The organism is Roseovarius atlanticus (assembly GCF_001441615.1).
Classification (GTDB): domain Bacteria; phylum Pseudomonadota; class Alphaproteobacteria; order Rhodobacterales; family Rhodobacteraceae; genus Roseovarius; species Roseovarius atlanticus.
Window position 1 is genome coordinate 34,423 of record NZ_LAXJ01000001.1, and the last position, 14,807, is coordinate 49,229.

General features: G+C 65.1%; 13 protein-coding genes, 1 tRNA gene and 1 pseudogene. 7 read left to right on the forward strand and 8 right to left on the reverse strand.

The window, feature by feature from the left end; translation table 11 throughout:
* The 5 genes from XM53_RS00170 to XM53_RS00190 all read right to left on the reverse strand — a co-directional run bounded on the left by XM53_RS00170 (window position 1) and on the right by XM53_RS00190 (window position 4,329).
* Window positions 1-459, reverse strand: a complete 459-nt coding sequence (locus XM53_RS00170) for a (2Fe-2S)-binding protein (RefSeq protein WP_057789160.1) — start codon at window positions 457-459, stop codon at window positions 1-3.
* Between the two features lie 146 nt (window positions 460-605).
* Window positions 606-682, reverse strand: a tRNA-Arg gene (locus tag XM53_RS00175).
* Window positions 683-755: 73 nt separating this feature from the next.
* Complete coding sequence (locus tag XM53_RS00180) at window positions 756-2,150, reverse strand: sensor histidine kinase (protein WP_057789161.1); 1,395 nt, start codon at window positions 2,148-2,150, stop codon at window positions 756-758.
* Window positions 2,151-2,175: 25 nt separating this feature from the next.
* Window positions 2,176-3,594: a dihydrolipoyl dehydrogenase family protein gene (locus XM53_RS00185; protein WP_057789162.1), complete on the reverse strand. Its 1,419-nt coding sequence runs from the start codon at window positions 3,592-3,594 to the stop codon at window positions 2,176-2,178.
* Between the two features lie 3 nt (window positions 3,595-3,597).
* Window positions 3,598-4,329, reverse strand: a complete 732-nt coding sequence (locus XM53_RS00190) for a TVP38/TMEM64 family protein (protein WP_057789163.1) — start codon at window positions 4,327-4,329, stop codon at window positions 3,598-3,600.
* A gap of 286 nt (window positions 4,330-4,615) precedes the next feature.
* Here XM53_RS00190 and rpmH point away from each other — a divergent pair, with 286 nt between their 5' ends.
* Genes rpmH through XM53_RS00210 form a run of 4 tightly spaced genes read left to right on the forward strand, consistent with a single transcriptional unit; the run spans window position 4,616 to window position 6,277 of the window.
* Complete coding sequence (gene rpmH, locus XM53_RS00195) at window positions 4,616-4,750, forward strand: 50S ribosomal protein L34 (RefSeq protein ID WP_005980833.1); 135 nt, start codon at window positions 4,616-4,618, stop codon at window positions 4,748-4,750.
* A 24-nt stretch (window positions 4,751-4,774) separates the two neighbouring features.
* Window positions 4,775-5,167 carry a ribonuclease P protein component gene (gene rnpA, locus XM53_RS00200; RefSeq protein WP_057789164.1) on the forward strand — a complete coding sequence of 131 codons (393 nt, stop codon included), beginning with the start codon at window positions 4,775-4,777 and terminating at the stop codon, window positions 5,165-5,167.
* On the forward strand, window positions 5,164-5,412 hold the full coding sequence (yidD, locus tag XM53_RS00205; protein ID WP_057789165.1) for a membrane protein insertion efficiency factor YidD: 249 nt from the start codon (window positions 5,164-5,166) through the stop codon (window positions 5,410-5,412). Before rnpA ends, yidD begins: the two co-directional genes overlap by 4 nt.
* Entirely contained in the window at window positions 5,399-6,277 is an 879-nt protein-coding gene (locus XM53_RS00210) for a sulfotransferase domain-containing protein (protein WP_057789166.1), read from the forward strand. Before yidD ends, XM53_RS00210 begins: the two co-directional genes overlap by 14 nt.
* A gap of 277 nt (window positions 6,278-6,554) precedes the next feature.
* On the opposite strand, the gene XM53_RS00215 is transcribed toward XM53_RS00210, so the two are convergent.
* Complete coding sequence (locus XM53_RS00215) at window positions 6,555-7,925, reverse strand: ammonium transporter family protein (RefSeq protein WP_057789167.1); 1,371 nt, start codon at window positions 7,923-7,925, stop codon at window positions 6,555-6,557.
* Between the two features lie 244 nt (window positions 7,926-8,169).
* Window positions 8,170-9,123: an agmatinase gene (gene speB / locus XM53_RS00220; protein ID WP_057789168.1), complete on the reverse strand. Its 954-nt coding sequence runs from the start codon at window positions 9,121-9,123 to the stop codon at window positions 8,170-8,172.
* A gap of 240 nt (window positions 9,124-9,363) precedes the next feature.
* Between speB and guaB the strand changes: the two genes are divergently transcribed.
* The 3 genes from guaB (at window position 9,364) to XM53_RS00235 (ending at window position 14,447) form a co-directional block, all read left to right on the forward strand.
* Entirely contained in the window at window positions 9,364-10,812 is a 1,449-nt protein-coding gene (gene guaB / locus XM53_RS00225) for an IMP dehydrogenase (protein WP_057789169.1), read from the forward strand.
* Between the two features lie 45 nt (window positions 10,813-10,857).
* Window positions 10,858-12,021: an RsmB/NOP family class I SAM-dependent RNA methyltransferase gene (locus tag XM53_RS00230; RefSeq protein WP_057789170.1), complete on the forward strand. Its 1,164-nt coding sequence runs from the start codon at window positions 10,858-10,860 to the stop codon at window positions 12,019-12,021.
* 119 nt (window positions 12,022-12,140) lie between these two features.
* Entirely contained in the window at window positions 12,141-14,447 is a 2,307-nt protein-coding gene (locus XM53_RS00235; protein WP_057789171.1) for a hybrid sensor histidine kinase/response regulator, read from the forward strand.
* A 159-nt stretch (window positions 14,448-14,606) separates the two neighbouring features.
* Here XM53_RS00235 and XM53_RS23355 read toward each other — a convergent pair.
* Window positions 14,607-14,807 (reverse strand): annotated as a pseudogene (locus XM53_RS23355) (gamma-glutamyl kinase); the annotation flags it as partial.

Sequence of the window (14,807 nt, forward strand, 5' to 3'; positions counted from 1 at the left end):
TCACGCCTCCTTCAACTTGGCGGCGGCGGCTTTTACGGCCGCCCGGATGCGCGGATAAGTGCCGCACCGGCAGAGGTTGCCCGACATGGCGTCGTCGATATCCTCGTCCGAAGGATCAGGCGTTTCCGAGAGCAACGTCGCGGCCTGCATGATCTGCCCGGACTGGCAATAGCCGCATTGCGCCACTTGCGTCTCGATCCACGCCACTTGCACCGCATGACGCGCCTCGGGTGTGCCCAGACCGTGGATGGTGGTCACCGGGCCCCACACGTCGCCCGCAGCAACCTGGCAGGAACGGACCGCCTGGCCGTCGATATGCACGGTACAAGCGCCGCATTGCGCGATCCCACAGCCGTACTTGACGCCACTTTTGCCCAGAATGTCGCGCAGCACCCACAAAAGGGGCATCGCGTCCTCGACCTCGATATCGTGGTCCGTGCCGTCGATCGTCAGCTGCATGGGGCCTCCCGCCACTTTTTCGCCTTTTGCGAGACGATAAACCGCGCGGTTCAATTGTCGAGGAAAACGCCACGTGAGCCGTGCGCGGAGAAACGTTCGGCTCAACCGCCACGGGCGGTGTCTGCCTTTCCGGAAATTCGGGGAAGTGGCGGACCGAGGAGGATTCGAACCCCCGACCCCCTGATTCGTAGTCAGGTACTCTATCCAGCTGAGCTATCGGTCCGTGAGATCGAGCATCTAGACCGATGCGCCGGCCGATGCAAGGGGGTGCCATGGGATTTTCCGAGGAAATTCCCTCAGCCCAGACTCAGCCCGCCACGAGGCAGGGTGACACAGAATATCGTGCCCGTGCCGTCCGTGCTCTCGAGCGTCAGCGTACCGCCATGGCCACGGATCAGTTCGGCCGCAATCGACAGGCCCAGGCCTGTGCCCCCCTTCGTGGCCCCGCCCTGAAACGGCTGGAATAGGTGGTCGCGCGCCTTGGCCGGCAGGCCCGGCCCGGTATCGGACACACGGATGATCCACGCATCGGCGGTCTCTTGGCCCGAAATGGCGATCTCGCCGGGTTTGCCGCTGTTGACGATGGCCTGCCGGGCGTTGCGCACGAGGTTGGCGATGACACGGTAGAGCTGTTCGTGATCCGCCCGCACCACAAGGCCCATCGGGATATCCTCGGCAAAGCTGACATCGGCGTCACCCACTGCCAGGCGCTCGCTCTCGATCACGTCCGACACCACGTCGATCAGCGCGAACCGGCCAAGTGTCGGCGGCTGCTCCTCGGCCTTGCCATAGGCCAGGGTCGATTCGCACAGGTGCACCGCGCGGGCGATGGAATTGACCAGCTTGGGCGCCATGCGTTTGACCGCCGGGTCCTCGCTCATCTCGATCCGGTCGGTGAACAGCTGGGCCGAGGTCAGGATATTGCGCAAATCATGGCTGACCTTGGCCACCGCGCCGCCCAATTGGGCCAGCCGCTCGCGCTGGCGCAGGGACGAGGTCAGCTGGGTCTGCAAGGACAGCAACGCCTCTTCGGCCTGCCGGATCTCGGTGGTGGTGGAGCGAGGCGTTATCACCCGGTTGGCATCCTCGGGCGCCTCGGCGTATCGGGTCATGTGCCGTGCGACACTGGCGATGGGCCGTACCAGAAAGCCGCGCACGGCAAAATACAGCAGGGCGGCCGTCACGACCGAGATCATCGCCGACAGGAACAGGATGCGCAGGCCGTAGTCCAGCATTGCGGCGCGCAGGTCATCCGTCAGCAACGTGACCTCGATCAGAAGTCCGCCCATCTGGGACGGGTCGCCGATCACGCGGATCATCTCGGGTTCCGGCGTGGCCAGCCGGATGACGGCATCCCCGATCAGTTCAAGGGGCGTGGCATCGCGCAGGTCGAACGTATCCACGATGGGCGAGGGCATCGGGGCCGACAGCATCAGCTGCCGCGCCTCGTCCCGGCGTAGCACCACGTTGAAGACACCGGCGTTTTGCAGCAATTCTTCTTGCAGCTCGTTGGAAATCTGCTCGTTGGCCAGAAGCGCCAGCGACGCGATCTGCGCCCGCTCCAGCCGGTCCATCAGAAAATCTTCGCGGAACCGGGCGATGGACGGGAAAAAGATCAGGACCTCGGCCAGCATGACGAACACCACGGTCAGGATCAGGAACCGTCCCGAGAGTGATTTCAGAAACCGCATCTTTCCCGTTCCGCCGCCTTGTCCCTTATGGCAGCCAGCGCTGGACCAGCCGCACGACCCGCTTGACGCCATCGCTTTCGAACAGCCGCGGCGTGAAATAGGCCCCCGCCGCACGCTTGTTGATTTCCCCCAACGTGGGGTAAGGCGCAACCATGGCGCTGATATGCTTCATTTTCAAGTTGTTGGCGAGGGCCAAAGCCCATGTATGGATCAGCTCGCCCGCCTGTGCGCCGACGATGGTGGCCCCAACGGGCCGGCCGCCGACCACCATGACCTTGACGAAGCCCGTGGTTTTACGTGCGGCGATGGCCCGGTCGTTGCCGTCATACTCGGCCCGCGCGACCTCCAGCTTCGCGCCATGTTCCTTGCGCGCCTGCGCCTCGGTCAGGCCGACCTGCGCCAGTTCCGGGTCGGTATAGGTGGTCCAGGGCAGGTGTGCAGTGCTGGCCTTGGCAGGCAGGCCCAGCACGGCGGAGCGGATGACGATACCCGCGTGAAACCCCGCGACATGGGTGAATTGCAGGCCGCCAGCGACGTCGCCGATGGCGTAGACCTTCGAATTGCTAGTCTTGAGCGCGGCATCGACCGTTATGCCCGCCTTGGTGGTCTTGATGCCTGCCGCGTCCAGATTCAGACGGTCGATATTGGGCTTGCGGCCCACGGCCATCAGAAGGTGCGATCCTTTGAAAACCCGGCCGTCCTTGGTTTCCACCTCGATCGCGCCGGCCTCGCCGCGCACCTGCGCCGCGGCCGCGCCCTCTATGATTTCAAGCCCTTCATTGCGCAGGTGATCCAGCACGACCGCCGCCGCTTCTGGATCGTCCTTGCCAAGCGCCTTGTCGCCTTCGATCACCGTGACCTTGCAGCCGAGCCGCAGATGCGCCTGCGCCATTTCCATGCCGATGGGCCCGCCGCCGATAACCAGCAGGTGCTCGGGCTTTTCGCGCAGGTCGAAGAGCGTCTCGTTGGTCTCGAACGGCACGTCCTCGAGCCCCGGAATGGGCGGCACGAAGGGCGAGGAGCCTGTGGCGATGACGATCCTTCGGGCGCGGATGGTCGTTTCCCCGGCCTTGACCTCAGTGGGCGAGATGAACTGGCCGTAGTCGCGGATGACCTTGACGCCCAGTCCCTCGAACCGCTCCTGACTGTCATGCGGGGCGATGGTGGCGATCACGTCGTGCACGTGGTCCTTGGCGGCGGCGTAGTCCACGCTGGGCGCCACGTTGTCGACACCGTAAGGGGCGGCATGGGCCTGGCCATAGGCGGCCTTGGCCGAGGCAATCAGCGCCTTGGACGGCACGCAGCCGAAATTGAGGCAGTCGCCGCCCATCTCGTGACCTTCCAGCAGGACCACGTCGGCGCCCATCTGAGCGGCGCCCGAGGCGACGGAAAGACCGCCGGAACCGGCCCCGATGACGAGGATGTCAGTCTTGATATCGGCCATGGCCTAGATGTCCTTCTTGCCGCGCACGGTCTTGATCACGATGGGGAGGGCTGCCAGCACGCACAGTCCGAGGATCGGGCCGATCACCTGCGGCTCCCAAAGCAGAGAGAGATCGGGACGTTCGCCGCGGTCGAACACCTCTCCCAGGCCGACGCCGATCCATGTGAACACGATGGCCCCGGGGATGATGCCCACCGCGGTGGTCCAGAGGAAATTGACGAAGCGCACGCCGACCAGTGCAGGCAGCAGGTTGGCCACGAAGAACGGCACGACCGGCACAAGGCGCATCAGCAAAAGCACATTGATTTCATGCTCGTGCAGGCCGGTCTTGAACTTCTTCAATGTTCCTTCCGAGGCGTCCATCCTGGCCGCGAGCGTTCTCCCCAAACCCCAGCGCGCGGCGAGGAAGATGGCCGAGGCCCCGATGACCGCCGCCGTGACGTTGAACGCAGTGCCCAGGGCAAGCCCGAAAAGAAAACCGCCGGTGACCGAGGCCACCGCAGCCCCGGGCAGCGAGAAGGCGACGATGGCCACGTAGACCGCCACGAAGATGCCCGCCAGTAGAACGTAGTTTTCGTCGCGGAACGCCAGCAAAGCCTCACGATTGTTGGCCAGCGTGTCGAACGTCAGGTAGTCGCGCAGCGTGAAGTATCCCACCACGGCGGCGATCAGGATCACGGCCAGGGGCGCGTGGCGAATATAGGCAGGACGCTTGGTGTCGTCGGCAGTGTCCATGAGGGGGTTCGGGTCCGGTGCGATCGCGTGTTCCTCATAGATGAGCCATTATCGGATGCCGCGCCAGACGCTTCACGCGGGGGTGATGCGCGGTGATGGGTTTGGAGCCTTTATGTCGGGTTCGGGCCCGGTTTGTAACAAAGCCAACCGTGCGGGCAGGGTTTTTGTTGCAAAAGCCAATCGGATGTTTGACTTGGGCTTCGCGCGCCCCTATAGACCGGGCTTCAATACGAATTCCGGCTTTCGCGATTCCTGAGCGAGGCCAAGAACACCGGAGAGCCGAGCGATGAAACGCACGTATCAACCCTCGAACCTGGTCCGCAAGCGGCGCCACGGTTTCCGCGCGCGCATGGCCACCAAGGCCGGCCGCAAGATCCTGAACGCGCGTCGTGCGCGTGGCCGCAAGTCGCTGAGCGCGTAAGCGCCAGCCAGGACCTGTACGGACATGACACCGCCGGAGGCCCTCGTGGATGACACGGGGAACATGCCCCCGGCGGTTTCCGTTTGCGTGGACATCCTCAAGAAACGCCCCGATTTCCTGGCCGCCGCCAAGGGGCGCAGGCAGGCGATGAAGGGCCTGGTGCTGCAAATGCGGGATCGGCGGGACGACTGCGACACGATCCGGGTGGGGTATACCTGTTCCAAGAAGGTGGGCAACGCCGTCACCCGCAACCGGGCCAAGCGGCGCTTGCGCGAGGTAGCCCGCAAGGTACTGACAAACAAGGGAAAACCCGGCCACGACTATGTGCTGATCGGGCGCGCCGGGGCCACGGTGGAGCGTGATTTCCAGGGGCTGTGCGAGGATCTGCGCCGGGCGCTGGCCTCGGTGCATAAATGAGCCCGCTGGCGCATGTACTGGCCCTGCCGGTCAAGGCGTACCGGCTGATCTTCAGCCCCTGGGTGGGGTTCAATTGCCGGTATCAGCCGACATGCAGTCAATACGCGCTGGACGCCTTGCGTACGCATGGCGGCCTCAAGGGCGGGTGGCTGGCGGCGCGCCGGATCGCGCGGTGCAACCCTTGGGGCGGCTGCGGCTATGACCCGGTGCCGGGCAATGGAGAGGCGCGCGATGAAGCGTCCTGAGACACTGGCGCAGATGAACGCGGCGCTGGCGCGGTTCGCCACCGAGCATGGCGTCGAGACGGGGCTGGCCTATCGCCCGGATCGCACCGACATCTTCATTTCGCCCTACAGCAAGTGCGGCACCACCTGGATCACTCAGATCGCGCATGGCCTGCGCTCCGGCGGGGACATGGCGTTCGACGAAATTACCGAGGCTGTGCCGTGGCTGGAACTGGCCCACGATATGGGCCGGGACGTTAACGCCCCGCAACCGTACCGTCCGAAGCTTTTCAAGAGCCATCTGCCTTGGGGGGTGATTCCCGAAGGCGGGCGGTACATCGTGGTGCTGCGCAATCCGGTGGATGCGATGGTGTCGCTTTACCGGTTTTTCGACGGCTGGATGTTCGAGCGCGGGGCGATTTCTCTGGAAAACTTCGCGGAGTACTATCTGGATCGGATGGGCCGCGAGGATTACTGGAGCCATGCGTCGTCCTGGTGGGGCGTGCGCGACCGCGACGACGTGCTGCTGCTGGCCTATGAGCACATGAAGCGCGACTTGGCGAAGAGTGTCGCGCAAGTGGCGGATTTCATGGGAATATCCGATGAGCGGACACGCGCCGTGGCGGAGGCTCAGGCGACGCTGGTTTTCATGAAGGCGCATGGGCGGAAGTTCGACGACCATCTTGTGCGACAGGCCCGCGATGCGGCCTGTGGTCTGCCGCCGGGCGGCGAGGCCAGCAAGGTGGCCAGCGGGCAGGCCGGGGCGGGGCAAGCGCAGATCAGCGCGGAGATGCGCAACGCTTACGCCCAGAAATGGCGCGAAACGATGGGCGCGGCACATGGGCTGGAGAGCTATGACGACGTGCTGGCGGCGCTGGAAGATTAACGGCGCCTTGAGGCTCCGGGCGCGAACTCAGGGCGATTAACAAAGGCGATCGGTCGAATTCGGCGTCTGTATCACGTCGGTATTTGTGTCTGTATCGCGACGGTGCGGCACGCGCGGGGGCCGAATTAACGGGGCGTGCGGCGGTAACGGGTGTTTGACGGGGTGGCTGGGTGGGTTGGAAACCCACCCTACGGGGTGTCCCGCGGGACGGGCGCGGAAACGCATCGCGGCGACAGGGTGATCCCCGCCGCCGCGACACCGTGAGTGATATCAGATGTCAGCCCTTGGCGATGGGCGTGTCCTCGCGGGTGGGCACGTCAGGCTCCAGCCCCCAGCGCAGACCGTCGAGACCGGCGGCCATCTCGTCGTCGGTGTTGCGCAACCCGATCGTCACTTTCAGGATCAGCGCGGTCACGAGGCCGGTCACCAGACCCGCGCCAAGACAGACCACGATGCCGATGAGCTGCATGGTCAGACCGATCTGGCCATGCTGGAAGGCATACTCGCCTTCCTCGAACCCGAAGTAGCCGCCGCGCGGCGTGCCGGCCTCGAGGATGCCGACCATGATCAGGCCGTAGCTGCCCGCGCCGAGGAAAAGCGGCAGCAGCTTGTGCTCGTCGAATTCGCGCTTCAGCGTGAATTCATAGACGATGTAGGAGATGACCGGCGCGCCCAGGGCCACCAGGAACATCTCGCCCGGCTGGTAGACGTCGAAGCCGCAGGCTCCCGCCACGTAGCCCGCAAGGGGCCCCAGCAGCAGGTAGGCGTATTTGCGCGTGGCATAGGCGAGGATGCCGCCCGTCACCGCGCCGCCGGCCCAGGCCATGGCATAGTTGTTCACGGCAAGGCCGACGCTGGTGTCGGCCATGGTGACGCTGACCGCCAGCGCCTCGGGGTCGAAGAAGAAGAGACACGAGACGATGACCATCGGCAGGCCCGCGAAGATGGTCAGCAGACCCACCGCCGCCAACCCGATGCTGGGCGCGTGGTAGCCCGAGACCATGGGGTGCGGATTGAACATGCCGGGACGCTGGCCCAGCATCGGCACCAGCGCCAGCGCCATGCCGGTGGGAAAGAGATAGACGAAGCCCACGCCGAAAAAGTCGTGAAAGCCCGCGTTGGTCAGAGGGCCGACCGAGCCCCAGGTGTAGAAGCTGAGGATCGAGGAGGCCACGGCGGCCACGACGCAGAGCACGTAATAGGCCGAGGCCTTGATCCGTTCGGACACCGCGAAGTGGAAGAGGATGTTCACGATCCCGGCGAATACCGCGAGGAAGAAGACGAAGATCTGGAAGGTGTTCAGCCCCGGAAAGGTCGCCGGATCGGTGGTGGAGGCGTTGGCGTTCAGCATCCCGCCGAAAAGCCACCAGTCGCGCAAGGAGTCGCCCATGGTCGCGCCTTCCATGATGTAATACTGCGCCGCCCAGAAGCCGAAGCCGATCGCGAAATAGGTGGTAAAGCCCAGAAAGAAGCCCATGACCTTTTCAATGGTCGAATTGAACAGGCTTTTGCGCCGGGTGGTGCCTGCGTCGATCATCAAGAGACCGACGACGACGGTGATCGCGCCGACGGTGCCTGAAAGATAGACAAGGTTCTGGACAAGGGAATTGAGGGTGACCTGGTCGGCCTGAATGGCTGCGAGATCCATTTTGGGTGTGTCCTCCGCTGTTGGGTTTCTGTGTTCGTCCGGGCCGGACAGGTGATGACGCGCAACGGCGAACCAAAACTGTACCGAAACGAAACTGGCATCCTATTGAGTTATTTATTTTGATTAAATGTTACGCGAAAATTAGCGTATGTGAAGGATAAAAGGGCGCGAAAATAAGATTAGGCGCAGAATTGCGTCAGACCTCTCCCACAAAGAGGACCAAATATATTCCAATTTTTGGAAATCAGCCGCGGGCGTGGAAAATGAAGCCCAGCAGGTTCAGAAGCACCTGCGCGGCCAGGATCGAGGTGGAGCCGGCGGGATCGTAATCGGGGGCGACCTCGACCAGGTCGATGCCCACGATATCGTGGCGTCGGGCGACCTCTTGCAGGATTTCCAGCACGTCGTAATAGAGGAAACCGCCGTGGCTGGGCGTGCCGGTGCCGGGTGCGATCGAGGGACAGAAGGCGTCGATGTCGATGGTGATGTAGACGCGCGCGCCATCGGGGATGCGGTTTGCCGTGGCCCAGGGCCCAAGGTCGCGCACCTGCCGCACCGACAGGATGTCCGAGCCGCGCGCCCGGGCGTCGTCATAGCCTTCCTTGGCGGTCGAGCTGACATTGCGGATGCCCAGCTGGGTCAGGCCGGTCACGTATTCCTTTTCGGCAGCGCGGCGCATCGGGTTGCCGTGGCCGAACCGGACGCCGTGGCGCTCGTCGACGAAATCGAGATGGGCATCGATCTGCAGGATGTGGATGTCGCCCTGATCGTCAAAGGCGTTGATGCAGGGGATGTTGATTGAATGATCACCGCCAATCGTGACGGGCAGGGCGCCCGCGGCGAGGATGGCGCGCACGCCCGCCTCGATATTGGCGTGGGATTTCAGCGTGTCGGTGTGCACGATGTCGGCGTCGCCGATATCGACGATGCTGACCGAGCCGGGCAGGTAGGTGGCGTCGTCCTCGTGGTCATAGGCGCCGGCATGGCCGAAGGAAAAGAGCGTCGAGGCCTCGCGCACGCCGCGTGGACCGAAGCGGGCGCCCGAGCGCCATTGCGTGCCCGCGTCGAACGGCGCGCCGAGGATGGCGACGTCGGCGTCGATCTTTGTCCAGTCCGAGACGTAGGGCCGCTTGCCGAAGGTGGAGATGCCGACGAAGGGCAGGTCGAGCCGGCCGCTTTCATATCCGTGTTTGCTCATGGGCGGTATCCTTTGGTTGAGGCGACGCTAGCTTGGCGCGGGACGTATTGGCAAGAGCGGCGGCGCGTGGGTTTTCACCCACCCTACGGGGCTGTGACGGGCGGCATCCCGGACGTGATCCGGGATCTCGCAGTGGGGCGGCCCCCTGTCATCTGCGCACACCCGCCAATCGGGCCTTTCCATTCCGTCCGACCCGTGCAATAGGGAACCGCCAAACGAGACACCCCAAGGAGATGCGCCATGGAGATTCGTGAGGCCCTCACTTTCGATGATGTCCTGCTGGTTCCCGCGAAGTCGAGCGTGCTGCCCAACACCGCCGACACCCGCACCCGCGTGACCCGGTCGATCGACCTCAACATCCCTCTGTTGAGTTCCGCGATGGACACCGTGACAGAGGGGCGGATGGCGATCTGCATGGCCCAGTCGGGCGGGATCGGCGTCATCCACCGCAACCTGACGGTCGAGCAGCAGGCCCGCGAAGTGCGGCGCGTCAAACGCTTTGAAAGCGGGATCGTCTACAACCCCGTCACGCTGCGCCCCGACCAGACGCTCGCGGACGCGAAAGAGCTGATCGAGCGCTACAATTTCACCGGCTTTCCCGTGGTGGACGAAAAAGGCCGGGTGGTGGGCATCGTCACCAACCGCGACATGCGCTTTGCCACCAGCGACGACACGCCGGTGCACGTGATGATGACGAGCGACAACCTGGCCATCCTGACCGAGCCCGCCGACCGCGAGGAGGCCAAGAGCCTGATGAAGGCGCGGCGGATCGAAAAGCTGCTGGTGACCAATGGCGAGGGCAAGCTGACCGGCCTTCTGACGCTGAAGGATACCGAACAGGCGGTGCTGAACCCCACGGCCTGCAAGGACGGGCTGGGCCGTTTGCGGGTGGCCGCGGCCTCGACCGTGGGCGACGCGGGCTTCGAGCGGACCCAGGCGCTGGTGGATGCCGGCGTGGACATGGTGGTGATCGACACCGCCCATGGCCATTCCGAAGGCGTGGCCAAGGCGGTGGAGCGCGCCAAGACCTTGTCGAACGAAGTGCAGATCGTGGCCGGCAACGTCGCCACCGCCGAGGCGACCCGCGCGCTGATCGGCGCGGGCGCGGATGCGGTCAAGGTCGGGATCGGACCGGGCAGCATCTGCACCACGCGGATGGTGGCGGGGGTGGGGATGCCCCAGCTGACTGCGATCATGGATTGCGCCGCGGCGGCGGGTGACACACCCATCATCGCCGATGGCGGCATCAAGTTCTCGGGCGATTTCGCAAAGGCGATCGCGGCGGGCGCGTCCTGTGCCATGGTGGGCAGTATGCTGGCCGGCACGGACGAAAGCCCCGGCGAGGTGATCCTTTACCAGGGGCGCAGCTTCAAGGCCTATCGCGGGATGGGCAGCCTCGCGGCCATGGCCCGCGGCTCGGCCGACCGGTACTTCCAGAAGGACGCGGCCAGCGACAAGCTGGTGCCCGAAGGTGTCGAGGGGCAAGTGCCCTACAAGGGCGGCGCCGGCACGGTGCTGCATCAGCTGGTCGGCGGCCTGCGCGCGGCCATGGGCTATACCGGCTGCGCCACGGTCGAAGAGATGCGCAACAATTGCGAATTCGTGAAGATCACCGGCGCGGGCCTGAAGGAAAGCCATGTGCATGACGTGCAGATCACCCGGGAAAGCCCCAATTACCGGATTGGCTAATCCGTTTCAAAACAACGCGTTGCGCGACACAGTTAAGGTCGCGCCATGACCCCCGCCGCGCGTGTGCAGGCCGCCATCGAGGTGCTGGACGCCATGACCGGCTGGCTGGCCGCCGAACAGGCGCTTACGCGGTGGGCGCGCGGCGCGCGCTATGCCGGATCCAAGGATCGTGCGGCGGTCCGCGACCATGTATTCTCGGTGCTGCGCACCCGGCGCAGCTGTGCCGCGCTTGGCGGCGGCGAGACCGGCCGGGCGCTGTTGCTGGGGCATCTGCGTGCCGAGGGCGCAGACCCCGAGGCGATATTCACCGGAGAGGGCCACGCGCCCACGCCCCTGACAGCAGACGAACGCGCGGCAGGCAGAGCCCCCACGCCGGAGGAGGCGCGCGATCTGCCGGATTGGCTTTGGGAGCGATTCGAGACTGCTCTCGGTGCGCAGGCCGACGCCGCGGCGCAGGCGTTGCGGCATCGCGCGCCGGTCTGCCTGCGTCACAATCCCCGCATGAAGCCTCTTTCTCAAGTGATTGAAATACTGTTGAAAGACGGCGTTGCGACTATTCCCGTGGCTCAGGTGGACGGCGCGCTTCACGTCACCGAAGGCGCACGGCGCGTGGCGCAATCAGACGCATTCCGCGAGGGGCATGTGGAGTTGCAGGACGCCAGCAGTCAAGCGGCGATGGCTGCCTTGCCGGTGCCCGATGGGGCGCGCGTGCTGGATTTCTGCGCCGGGGGCGGCGGCAAGGTGCTGGCGCTGGCCGCCTGGCACGAAGGCACGTGGTTCGCCCATGACGCCGCACCCGACCGGATGCGTGATCTGCCGGCCCGGGCGGCCCGGGCGGGGGCAGAGGTGACGCTGCTCGACGCGGAGGCCGTGGCGTCCGCGGCGCCCTTCGACCTCGTGCTGTGTGATGTGCCCTGTTCGGGCAGCGGCACCTGGCGGCGCGCGCCCGAGGCCAAGTGGGCGCTGACCCCGGAACGGCTGCACGCGCTGTGCTACACGCAGCGGGAGATTCTTGAGCAGGCGCAGGCCTTTGTTCGCCCAAAAGGCCTGCTGGTCTACACCACCTGCTCGGTGCTGGCCGAAGAAAACGCGGCGCAGATCGAGGGTTTCCAGGCGGCGCATCCGGGCTGGACGCGCGAGGACACCCGCCGCTGGCCGGTCTCGGACACCGGCGACGGGTTCTACCTGGCCACGCTACGCAAGGGCTGAAAGCGCTGCCTCCGTCACACCGAAAGCAACCTAGACGTGTTCGCCGTTTCAGCGTTAATCTAACTTTAAGCCCTGCCGTCTAGACCGTCGGTCAGGACCTTATCGTTGGGAGCTGCCGGTTGGCATTCACTACCGGAACCGTTTTGCCGTTGCGTGATGCCGCGGCCCGGATCAAGCCACGCGCCGGGGCGGTGCTGGCGGCCGGCCTCGTGTTCGGTGCCGCGGCGGTGTTCCTGCCTGACCCGACATTGCAGATCGCCAGCGTCTTTACCGCGGCCATCCTGGTGATGTCGGCGCTGTGGATCGGCATCGTGAACGCGGCCGAGGCGCGGTTTCGCAAGGCGCTGGTCGATGCCGCCTCGGATTTCCTGGCAGAGGATGCGACGCCCGCCATCCTGACCGGGCGCAACGGCGATATCCAGTTTGCCAACCGCGCCGCGATGACCGCCTTTTCCGCCGACGAGGCGACGACCCTGGCCGGCGCGCTGAAACACGCGGTCGCCAACCCGGGGCCGATCCTCTATCGCCTGGAAAGCCGGGCACAGGTGCGCGGATCGGCACATGAAGACGTGGTCACCCGTGCAGGCCACCTGCGCATAAGCGTGCATCGCGCCGCCGCCGACCGGTATGTTTGGCGGATCGAGAAATCCGCCGACCGCCCCTTGCGCGAGGCCGATCCGGTGCCGCTGCCGATGCTGACCGTGGGACGGGGCGGGGCCGTCCTGTTCATGAACACCGCCGCGCGGCAGCTGGTGGGCGAACGGGTGCGCTCGCTGGACCGGATCTTTCCCAGGCTGCCGCTGCGCTCGGGCCAGATCAACGACATCACCACGTCCGAGGGGCTGAAGCCCTGTCTCGTGGTCGAGCTTGAAGGCGTTGCCGGCCGGCGCGAGGTGTTCCTGCTGCCCGGCGTGGCCCCCACCGAGCGTCAGCCCGACGGCTGGGCGTTCTTCGACGAATTGCCGGTGCCGCTGCTGAAACTGGCGCGCACCGGCGAGGTGCAGATTTCGAACCGTCCGGCGCGCGACCTTCTGGGCGTGGAGGGGTGCTGCGGCAAGACGCTTTCGGAGTTGATGGAGGGGCTGGGCCGGTCGATCCCGGATTGGCTGGAGGACGCGGCCAAGGGGCGCGGCGGGGTGCAGTCGGAATTTCTGCGTGTCCGGCGCGACGACCGCGAGACCTTCGTTCAGGTCACGCTGAACCGCGCGACGGAGGCGGGCGAGACGGTGCTGATCGCCGTGCTGAACGACGCGACCAAACTGAAAACCCTGGAAGGGCAATTCGTGCAAAGCCAGAAGATGCAGGCGATCAGACAGCTTGCCGGTGGCGTGGCGCATGATTTCAACAACCTGCTGACGGCCATCGCGGGGCACTGCGACCTTTTGCTGCTGCGCCACGACCAGGGCGACCCGGATTATGGCGACCTTATTCAGATCAACCAGAACGCCAACCGGGCCGCGGCGCTGGTCGGTCAGCTTCTGGCCTATTCGCGCAAGCAGACCCTGCGCCCCGAGGTGATGGACCTGCGCGACATGTTGTCGGATCTCACGCATCTGCTCAACCGGCTGGTGGGCGAGCGGGTGATCCTGTCGCTCAGCCACGACCCGACGCTGTGGTCGATCCGCGCCGACAAGCGGCAGCTGGAACAGGTGCTGATGAACCTTGTGGTGAACGCCCGCGACGCGATGCCCGAAGGCGGCGACATCCGCATCGCCACCGAGAACGTCACCTTCGACGAGCCCCTGCGCCGCGACCGCGCCGTGGTGGCGCCGGGGCGCTATGTCCGGGTCAGCGTGAGCGACGAAGGGGCGGGCATTGCCCCGGACAAGATCCAGAAGGTCTTCGAGCCGTTTTTCACCACCAAGCGCACGGGCGAAGGCACAGGGCTTGGGCTTTCGACGGCGTATGGCATCGTCAAGCAAACCGGTGGCTTCATCTTCGCCGACAGCCAGCCGGGCGAGGGCACGGTCTTTCAGGTCCTTCTGCCCGCCTATGAAAGCGCCGGACCGCAGGAGGCCGAAACCGCCCCCCCGGCGCAATTTGCGTCCAAGACCGATGGCGTCGTGCTTTTGGTCGAGGACGAGGCGCCGGTCCGGGCCTTTGCCAGCCGGGCCCTGCAACTGCGCGGCATGACCGTACTGGAAGCCGATTCGGCCGAGGCGGCGCTGGAATTGCTGGAAGACGCGACGCTGGAAGTGGATGTTTTCGTGTCGGACGTGGTGATGCCGGGTATCGACGGCCCGGCTTGGGTCTTGCAGGCGCTGGAAAAACGCCCGAAGACCCAGGTGGTCTTCATGTCGGGGTATGCCGAGGAAGCGTTCGGTGAAATCCAGTCGCGCATCCCCAACTCGACATTCCTGCCAAAGCCGTTTTCGCTGACCGAGCTGACCGAGACTGTGCAGAACCAACTGAGCCGCGACGGCTAGCGGTCGGCGGGTGTCCGACCGACCGGTGACGCCGAACCTTTTCCTCCATGTGTCGCGCCGCAGACTGCAAGCGGTCCACGAGGCGGAAGTTCGAGATCGCAACTGTTTTTATGGAGTGTCCGCCCACATCGGGCAGAGCCGCAAGGCGCGCGTTTGATATCAGTGATGCGGCGGCAGAACGCCATTGGGCAAGGGCGTGAAGGCGCCATCTTCTGCGATTCCGTCGTACAGCTGGTACTCTACGGCGAATTTGCGGCGATAGCGCTGTTCGACATCTGGATCGAGCGCCAGGGCCATGGCGGGTGAGCTGTTCATGCGACGGGTCTCGATCTCGATCTCGAGGCGGTTGGACAGGAACCG

Excerpts from the sequence above, each read along its gene's own strand:
- XM53_RS00170 (WP_057789160.1), bottom strand. The coding sequence starts at position 459 with ATGCAGCTGACGATCGACGGCACGGACCACGATATCGAGGTCGAGGAC.
- XM53_RS00180 (WP_057789161.1), bottom strand. The coding sequence starts at position 2,150 with ATGCGGTTTCTGAAATCACTCTCGGGACGGTTCCTGATCCTGACCGTG.
- XM53_RS00185 (WP_057789162.1), bottom strand. The coding sequence starts at position 3,594 with ATGGCCGATATCAAGACTGACATCCTCGTCATCGGGGCCGGTTCCGGC.
- XM53_RS00190 (WP_057789163.1), bottom strand. The coding sequence starts at position 4,329 with ATGGACACTGCCGACGACACCAAGCGTCCTGCCTATATTCGCCACGCG.
- rpmH (WP_005980833.1), top strand. The coding sequence starts at position 4,616 with ATGAAACGCACGTATCAACCCTCGAACCTGGTCCGCAAGCGGCGCCAC.
- rnpA (WP_057789164.1), top strand. The coding sequence starts at position 4,775 with ATGACACCGCCGGAGGCCCTCGTGGATGACACGGGGAACATGCCCCCG.
- yidD (WP_057789165.1), top strand. The coding sequence starts at position 5,164 with ATGAGCCCGCTGGCGCATGTACTGGCCCTGCCGGTCAAGGCGTACCGG.
- XM53_RS00210 (WP_057789166.1), top strand. The coding sequence starts at position 5,399 with ATGAAGCGTCCTGAGACACTGGCGCAGATGAACGCGGCGCTGGCGCGG.
- XM53_RS00215 (WP_057789167.1), bottom strand. The coding sequence starts at position 7,925 with ATGGATCTCGCAGCCATTCAGGCCGACCAGGTCACCCTCAATTCCCTT.
- speB (WP_057789168.1), bottom strand. The coding sequence starts at position 9,123 with ATGAGCAAACACGGATATGAAAGCGGCCGGCTCGACCTGCCCTTCGTC.
- guaB (WP_057789169.1), top strand. The coding sequence starts at position 9,364 with ATGGAGATTCGTGAGGCCCTCACTTTCGATGATGTCCTGCTGGTTCCC.
- XM53_RS00230 (WP_057789170.1), top strand. The coding sequence starts at position 10,858 with ATGACCCCCGCCGCGCGTGTGCAGGCCGCCATCGAGGTGCTGGACGCC.